Annotated in this window: 2 protein-coding genes and 2 pseudogenes; 1 reads left to right on the top strand and 3 read right to left on the bottom strand. The window is 59.2% G+C overall.

The features are described 5' to 3' along the window. Positions 1 to 304 precede the first annotated feature (304 nt). From AWB81_RS40975 to AWB81_RS40965, 3 genes and pseudogenes are all read right to left on the bottom strand, one after another. Positions 305 to 508 carry a cold-shock protein gene (locus AWB81_RS40975; RefSeq protein ID WP_062644147.1) on the bottom strand — a complete coding sequence of 68 codons (204 nt, stop codon included), beginning with the start codon at positions 506 to 508 and terminating at the stop codon, positions 305 to 307. A 388-nt stretch (positions 509 to 896) separates the two neighbouring features. Next, positions 897 to 2,897 (bottom strand): RNA polymerase sigma factor RpoD, encoded by a 2,001-nt coding sequence (gene rpoD / locus AWB81_RS40970; protein WP_062644145.1) that lies wholly within the window; start codon positions 2,895 to 2,897, stop codon positions 897 to 899. 422 nt (positions 2,898 to 3,319) lie between these two features. Beyond that, positions 3,320 to 3,577, bottom strand: a pseudogene (locus AWB81_RS40965) (transposase domain-containing protein); the annotation flags it as partial. A gap of 296 nt (positions 3,578 to 3,873) precedes the next feature. Here AWB81_RS40965 and AWB81_RS49040 point away from each other — a divergent pair. Continuing rightward, a pseudogene (locus AWB81_RS49040) lies at positions 3,874 to 3,941 on the top strand (hypothetical protein); the annotation flags it as partial.

The following is a 3,941-nucleotide window of genomic DNA, read 5'->3' as shown; positions in this document are numbered from 1 at the left end:
GCACAGGGGCAGCAACCAATGAGAGGCGACGGGTAATCTGAACACGTCGTCGCGCCAACGCAGCTTGCCGGAACGCTTATTGGCAAACGGTGGCAACTTGGGTAGCGCTACAGAACCAATACAGACTCTATCTGGAGATGTGCAGGCGATATGATGTCACGCACTTTAGCGGCGAACCGTCGGCTCGACTCACCAGACCACATGCACGTGAAGGCGGTGAGTAATGCTCTTGAGGGGTGGCGAGACGAGCCGGTGCCACTCTACGTCGGATCCAGCAGCGAGCAGATCTGACGCTCGTGCGGGCTTAAAGCGGCTGGATGTTAGCCGCTTGCTTGCCTTTCGGGCCTTGTTTCACTTCGAAGCTGACCTTTTGGTTCTCCTGCAGCGACTTGAAGCCGTCCGCTTTTACTTCAGAAAAGTGCGCAAACAAATCCTCACCGCCGTCATCCGGTGTGATGAAGCCAAAGCCTTTTGCGTCGTTGAACCACTTTACGGTACCGGTTGCCATCTGCTGATTTTTCCTAGAGGTCATGCATTTTGAGTGATCACGCCGCGCATCGAATTCTATGCGCAGCATCAACTTTGTAGCACGCGAACGTCGCTCCGACTACCCGGATCTGCCCTGATGCTCACATCGCCCCCGCAAAAGCTCACCTTCGTAGTCCGACAGCGCCAAACAAGCTCTGCGAATGCACTCGGACACGACCTGTGCCGGCGCCTTGACCCTTCGCGAACCCTCGGGAAGAACGGCGAAGGGCAACACAAGCAGCCGATTTGAAGACGCTGAAAATTCAACGATGCGAAATGGGCGACGCGAGCGCACCGGTCTAACCGACCGCGGGCGCTCCTCGTCATCCGATAAATCTCGATCTGGCGATGTGCGCGATCGCGGATCATCAATGGTCGAGAAACTCTCTTAGCTTGTCGGCGCGGCTCGGGTGCATGAGTTTTCGCATTGCCTTGCTTTCGATCTGGCGGATTCGTTCGCGCGTGACGTCGAACTGTTTGCCCAGTTCCTCGAGCGTATAGTCCGACGCGGTATCGATCCCGAAGCGCATGCGCAGCACCTTCGCCTCACGCGGCGACAGCGCATTGAGCGCCTCGTCGATCGCGGCGCGCATGTTGGCATGCACGGCGGCGTCCGCGGGAGACGACGCGCTCGGATCTTCGATCATGTCGCCAAGCGTTGCATCGGCATCTTCGCCTACCGGCGTCTCGAGCGAAACCGGCTGCTTCGCGATCTTCAGGATGTCGCGGATTTTTTCCTCCGGCATCTCCATGCGCTCGGCCAGCACGGCAGGATGCGCTTCCTGCCCCGTCTGTTGCAGGATTTCACGCGAAATGCGGTTGAGCTTGTTGATCGTCTCGATCATGTGCACTGGCACGCGAATCGTGCGCGCCTGATCGGCTAGCGAGCGTGTCACGGCCTGGCGCACCCACCACGTCGCGTAGGTCGAAAACTTCCAGCCGCGCCGGTATTCAAACTTGTCGACCGCCTTCATCAAGCCGATATTGCCTTCCTGAATCAGATCTAGGAAGTGCATGCCGCGGTTCACGTACTTCTTTGCGATGGAGATCACAAGGCGCAGGTTGGCCTCGATCATCTCGCGCTTCGCCTGCCGCATCTTCGACTCGGCGGCCATCATCTGCCGGTTGATTTTCTTCAACTGCTGTAGCGGCAGTACCGCGTTCACTTCGATCTCGATCAGCTTTTGCTGCTCGGCCTGGATCGCCGGCAGGCTGCGTTCGAGTGCGGCGCCGTATTCGCGTGACGCCGCCGCCATGTTTGCGGTCCAATCAAGATCGGTCTCGTGACCCGGAAACGCCTTGATAAAATCGTCACGTGGCATCCCGCACCGGTCCACGGCGATCTGCAAAATGCGCCGCTCGACCGCGCGCACGTGTGCCACCTGCTGCTGCACATCGGCGCACAACCGGTCGATCGTTCGCGCCGTGAAACGGATGAGAGCGAGTTCGCGCTTAATCTCCCTACACAGGCGTGCAAAGGCGGCTATCTCCTTGGCTTCCGTGGCGCTGGTATGCGGCATTTGGTCGAACAACTCGCCCACTCGCGCAAAAATAGCGAGGCTGTCGCTCGTCAACTGTTTCAAGCGCGCTTCGTTCGCCTGGTTCGCATCTGCTGCTTCGAGATCGCTGTCGTCATCGGCGTCCACGTCGTCGCCGCCGGTGTCCGTGTCGACGTCTTGCGAAGTAGCCGAATCTGACGCCGACGAGTCGCTCTCTACGTTCCTTTCGTTGAGGCCGTCGACCAGTTCGTCGATGCGTAGTTCACCGGCCGCAACCTGCTCCGCACTTGCAAGGATCGTCGCGATTGTCGCCGGGCACGCCGCAATCGCCTGAATCATCTCGTGAAGCCCGTCTTCGATGCGTTTCGCAATCTCGACCTCGCCTGCGCGAGTCAGCAATTGCGTCGCACCCATTTCGCGCATGTACATGCGCACCGGATCGGTGGTGCGCCCAAATTCGGAGTCGACGGTCGAAAGCGCGACTTCCGCTTCCTCGTCGGCCTGGTCGTCCGATACGGCAGCGGGCGCCGAGTCGTTCAGGAGCAGCGCTTCCGCGTCGGGCGCCTGCTCGTACACCGCTACACCCATGTCATTGAACGTGCTGACAATAGTTTCGATCGCCGCGGTCTGGGCGAAGTTGTCGGGCAAGTGATCGTTGATTTCCGCGTGGGTCAGGTAGCCGCGTTCCTTGCCCAACTGGATGAGTGCGCGCATCTGAAGTTGGCGCTCTTCGTCCTGCAACGCCATGGACGCGGCGTCCATCGGCAGCAAGACCGCGACTGTCTTGCCCTTCGACGCGCGCCGACCCGAAGCTTTCCGCGCGGATGCGGCCGTGTCGGGTCCTGAATCTTCCTGATCAAACCTTGGCATTGACTCTCCTCGAGGTTTGCTCGGCGCTGGCGACAATGGCCATAGACGTCACGGCCTGCGCGACACGAACAGGGTCACAACGGTAGCCACGGTCGACATGCAAGGATCGGAACGAGCAAAGGACGCGGCCCTCTACGACGCTGGCCGGTTTGAATCGGTGCACAAAAGCGCACCGCAGCCAATTGTAACATAAATCGTTGCGTTGTACCAATCAGGCACTGGGGCGCATTTCGCTAGACAACATCCTCTTGTGGTGGGCCCTAAGCGATACGGCGCCTCGCAGCTTTTCTCGGCGCAAGTCTTGAAAATTCCCTCCTCGGCTTGCGTCTTCCAGGCAAATCGGCCGGCATGGTGCGTATCCAGTTCATCGTAAGCGCGAATTAACACGCACCACGGCGGACCACTGGATGATCTGTGCTCGATCAAGTTGACGCAAATGCGTCGTTCGACTTCACGAAGTTGAATGGGAGCAGGTCACGGATATCGTCATCCGCTGCGCGCTGCGGCAGCTCGGTCAGCACGCGCAGCAGATACGCATACGGCTCGACTCCGCATGCACGGCAGGTCAGCATCAAGCTGTAAATGATCGCACTGGCCTTTGCACCAGCGACCGTGTCGCTGAACAGCCATGCCTTTCGTCCAGTCGTAAATGGGCGGACGTCGCGCTCGAGCAGATTATGCCGACTCCCGGACTATGCCGCCTGTGACGCCGGCAATCCATGCAATGCGGGTTCGCGTTGATGAGCGGCGCGGCATCATTTTCGGCGCGCCATCGAGCTCAAGGACTACGCCTTGGCGTATGCCGCTCCGTCTGGGCAAGGTTCCGGGTCGATTTCGACGACCGGACCAATTTCGGGCCTTCCTGAAAAGCTTTTGATTATGCCGCGCCGCAAGCTTCCGATAAGGCCGCCACCCGTTTTTGACCTTGCACATTGGAAGATGGGCGGCATAATCCGGGAGTCGGCATAATCCCTGCGAAAATTCCATTCGCCCGTTTGTCGTCGCACGCAAAAGCTTCCTGTTTGCCGATACAGTTGCTGGCGC

It is taken from the genome of Caballeronia arationis (assembly GCF_001544975.2).
Classification (GTDB): domain Bacteria; phylum Pseudomonadota; class Gammaproteobacteria; order Burkholderiales; family Burkholderiaceae; genus Caballeronia; species Caballeronia arationis.
Note: the sequence above shows the minus strand (reverse complement) of the source record. Positions and strands in the feature narration are given on the sequence as shown.

Bases quoted from the DNA above. Each gene is read 5' to 3' on its own strand.
- rpoD (WP_062644145.1), bottom strand. From the start codon at position 2,897: ATGCCAAGGTTTGATCAGGAAGATTCAGGACCCGACACGGCCGCATCC.
- AWB81_RS40975 (WP_062644147.1), bottom strand. From the start codon at position 508: ATGGCAACCGGTACCGTAAAGTGGTTCAACGACGCAAAAGGCTTTGGC.